Source organism: Streptomyces viridiviolaceus (assembly GCF_014650995.1).
Lineage (GTDB): Bacteria > Actinomycetota > Actinomycetes > Streptomycetales > Streptomycetaceae > Streptomyces > Streptomyces viridiviolaceus.
In genome coordinates, this window is sequence record NZ_BMWA01000070.1 from 1 (window position 1) to 3882 (window position 3882).

At 71.7% G+C, this 3882-nt stretch carries 2 protein-coding genes; both read right to left on the minus strand.

Translation table 11 applies throughout. The features are described from left to right. The coding region (locus IE260_RS40795; protein WP_189880986.1) for a type I polyketide synthase at positions 1 to 1523 on the minus strand (1523 nt) is incomplete at its 3' end. Between the two features lie 54 nt (positions 1524 to 1577). Further along, positions 1578 to 3882, minus strand: a 2305-nt coding sequence (locus IE260_RS40800; protein ID WP_189880987.1) for an SDR family NAD(P)-dependent oxidoreductase, incomplete at its 5' end; no start/stop codon positions are given.

Consider the following 3882-nt stretch of genomic DNA (forward strand, 5'->3'; position numbering starts at 1 on the left):
GACCGGTCGGCTTCATTCGCGTACCCGAGGAGGCGTTCGGCCTGGGCGTGCAGGGCCTGGGCCGTCTTGCCGGACACGACCCAAGGCACTGCCGGCAGCGTCCGTACGGGCTCCGCTGCCTCTTCGGGCTGCTCCGCGGTGGGGGCCTGTTCCAGGATGACGTGGGCGTTGGTGCCGCTGAGCCCGAATGACGAGACGGCGGCGCGACGGGGCCGGTCGGTCTCCGGCCACTCCCGGGCCTCGGTGAGCAGTTCGACGGCCCCGGACGACCAGTCGACGTGGGAGGTGGGCTTCGAGACGTGCAGCGTCCGCGGCAGTACGCCGTGGCGTAGCGCCTCGACCATCTTGATGACGCCGCTCACCCCAGCGGCGGCATGCGCGTGCCCGATGTTGGACTTGATCGACCCGAGGTACAGCGGTCGGCCGTCCGGCCGGCCCTGTCCGTACGTGGTCAGGAGCGCCTGGGCCTCGATCGGGTCACCCAGGGTGGTGCCGGTGCCGTGTCCCTCGACCACGTCGACGTCGGAGGTGGTCAGCCGGGCGTCGGCGAGCGCCTGGCGGATGACCCGCTGCTGGGCAGGGCCGCTGGGGGCGGTCAGGCCGTTGCTGGCGCCGTCCTGGTTGATCGCGCTGCCGCGGACGACCGCGAGGACCGGGTGGCCGTTGCGGCGGGCGTCCGACAGACGCTCCACCACCAGTACGCCCACTCCTTCACCCCAGCCGGTGCCGGCCGCGTCATCCGAGAAGGCCCGGCAACGGCCGTCCGTGGCAAGGCCGCGCTGGCGGCTGAACGCGATGAACGGAGCCGGGGTCGCCATCACCATGACACCGCCCGCCAGTGCCATGCCGCACTCCTTGCGGCGCAGCGCCTGGCACGCCAGATGGAGTGCCACCAGCGACGACGAGCACGCCGTGTCGACCGTGACCGCAGGGCCCTCCAGACCCAGCGCGAAGGAGATCCGACCGGAGATCACCGCGGCCGCGGTGGCGGTCGTCATGTAGGCCTCGGCCACCTCGGGAGCCTCGCCCAGTACATGCTCGTAGTCCTGGACACCCGAGCCCGCGAACACGCCGACCCGCTCGCCCCGCAGAGTCTGCGGGTTCACGCCGGCGCGTTCCAGCGCCTCCCACGACGCTTCGAGCAGGAGGCGCTGCTGCGGGTCCATCGCCACGGCCTCACGCGGCGAAATGCCGAAGAAGCCCGGGTCGAATTCCCCGGCACCGTCCAGGAATCCACCCTCGCGCACATAGCTGGTGCCAGCGTCGTCGGGTTCGTCACTGAACAGCTCCCCGGTCCGCCAGCCGCGGTCGGAGGGAAAGTCGGCGATGGCGTCGCGGCCCTCCGCGACCAACTGCCACAGGTCCTCCGGCGACTTGATCCCGCCGGGATAGCGGCAGCTCATCGCCACGATGGCGATCGGCTCCTGCTCCGCCGTCTCGACCTCCTGGAGTCGCTGACGCGTCTGATGGAGTTCCGCGGTCACCCGCTTGAGGTACTCGAGGAGCTTTTCGTCGTTCGCCATCTTGTCTTCACGCATCCTTTGAAATCTCGAAACCCATGGGCGCGGGTACGCGGCTCAGTGATCAGCCAGCCCGAGTTCTTTGTCGATGAAGTCGAAGACGTCATCGGCGCTCGCGGTTTCGAGCTTTCCGCTCACGTCCGCACCGGGGGCCGCCGCAACAACCGCCCCGTTCACCTGGGCCACCAGCGCCTGGAGCCGGGCGGCGACACGGTTCTCCTCGATCTCCTGTGCCGAGAGCGCGCCGATGGCCTGTTCCAGTCGGTCCAGACCGGCGAGCGCCGGCATGACCTCGCCCGCCGACTCGTCCGTCCGGCACAGCTGCGTGTGCAGGTAACTCGCCAGCGCCTTGGGGCTCGCCTGATCGAAGACGATCGTCGTCGGCAGCTTCAGGCCCGTCGCGCCCCCGAGCCGGGTCCTGATGTCGACGGCGGCCACCGAGTCGATGCCGAGGCTGTCGAAGGCCCGCTCCACGTCGAGTTCGCCGGAATCCTCGTAACCGAGGACGCTCGCCAGCTGCGTACGCACGAGATCGAGCAGTGCCCTGCGCTGTTCGGACTCCGACATCCCGGCGAGGCGGTTCCCCAGCGACGACGACTCGGCGGGCGCGTCGACCGCATCCGCCGGCTCCGCGAGGGCCTCCTGCACCTCGGGCAGCGCGTCCAGCAGCGGCCGGGGGCGCGTCAGGACGAACGTCGGCGCGAACCGGGACCAGTCGAAGTCCGCCACCACCAGGTGACTCTCGCCCTGATCCAGCGCGTCGCCCAACGCCCGCAGCGCCAGGCTCGGCCGCATCACGGGAGCACCGATGCGCTCGGTCAGCGCGCGCAGCTCCTCATCCACCATCCCGCCGTCCCACGAGCCCCACGCGATCGACGTCGCCGCCCGCCCACGGGCCCGACGGGTGTGGGCGAGCCCGTCCAGGAACGCGTTCGCCGCGGCGTAGGCCGACTGCCCCGTGCTGCCCCACACCGCGGAACCGGACGAGAACAGGACGAAGGCGTCCAGCGGTGTGTCACCCAGCAGTTCGTCGAGGTTGCGCGCGCCGAGGACCTTCGCATGGGCCACCTCGGCAACCTCGTCGAGCGTCAGCTCCGGCAGCGGGGCCAGGCGCTGCGGGACGCCCGCGGCATGGAACACGCCGGTCAACGGGTACTCCGCCGGCACGGACGCGAGGGCCTCGCTCAGCGCCTCCCGGTCGGCCACGTCGCAGGACAGGACCGTCACCCGGGCTCCGAGCGCCTCGAGCTCCGCCACGAGATCCGCCGCGCCCTCGGCGGCCGGGCCACGACGGCTCGTCAGCAGCAAGTGCTCCGCGCCGTTCCCGGCAAGCCAGCAGGCCACGTGCGCGCCGAGCCCTCCCGTCGCCCCGGTGATGAGCGTGGTGCCTCGGAAGCGCGGGCGCCGCTCCCCGTTGGTGTGCTCCTGACGTGCCGCCCTGACCATCCGGCGGGCGAAGAGCCCCTGGGGGCGGATCGCCACCTGGTCCTCGCCGACACCGGAAAGCACCGAGCACAGCCGGTCCACCGCCCGCTCGTCCAGGACCGGAGGAAGGTCCACCATGCCGCCCCAGGCGCCCGGTGACTCCAGCGAGAGCCCGGTGCCCAGCCCCCACAGGGAGGCCTGAAGCGGGTCCCTCACCTCTTCGGGACGGTCGACCGCCACCGCGCCCGACGTGGCGCACCACAAGGGCGCGGCAATGCCCGCGTCGCTCAGCGCATGGACGAGGAGGACCGTCGCCACCTCACCGAGGGACAGGGACGGATGCCGGTCGTGCACCCGCCCGTCGAGCCCCAGCAGGGACAGCACACCGACGGGGCTCTCCGGCACCACGTGCTCCCGCAGCCGTCGTGCGAGGGCCTCGCGGCCGACGTCAGGATCGAGATCCATGTCGATCTCGACGGTGACCGCGTGGACACCGTCGCGGACGAGCGCGTCGAGGACGGCTTCCGCGTGCCCGGGATCGGTGGCGCCGGACGCGGGGACGACCACCGCCCATGTGCCGGACAGCCTGAGGCGGGGCGACTGGTCACCGATGGGTTTCCACGTCACCCGGTAGCGCCACGAGTCGACCGTGCCCTGCTCGCGATGCTCCTGCCGCCAGGACGACAGAGCGGGCAGCACCTCGCCGAGAGCCTTGGCGTCGACCTCGAGCCGGTCCGCCAACGGTCCGTAGCCCTGCCGGGCGGTCTCGTCCTCCACCGTCTGCCAGAACGCGGCGTCGACGGGGTCGGCCGACGTGTGTCCGACGCCTGCATGCTCCGGGGGAGTCCACCAGTAGTGGCGGTGTTGGAAGGCGTAGGTGGGGAGGGGGGTGGGGTGGGCGCCGGTGTCGGTGTAGAAGGCGTTCCAGTCGACGGTG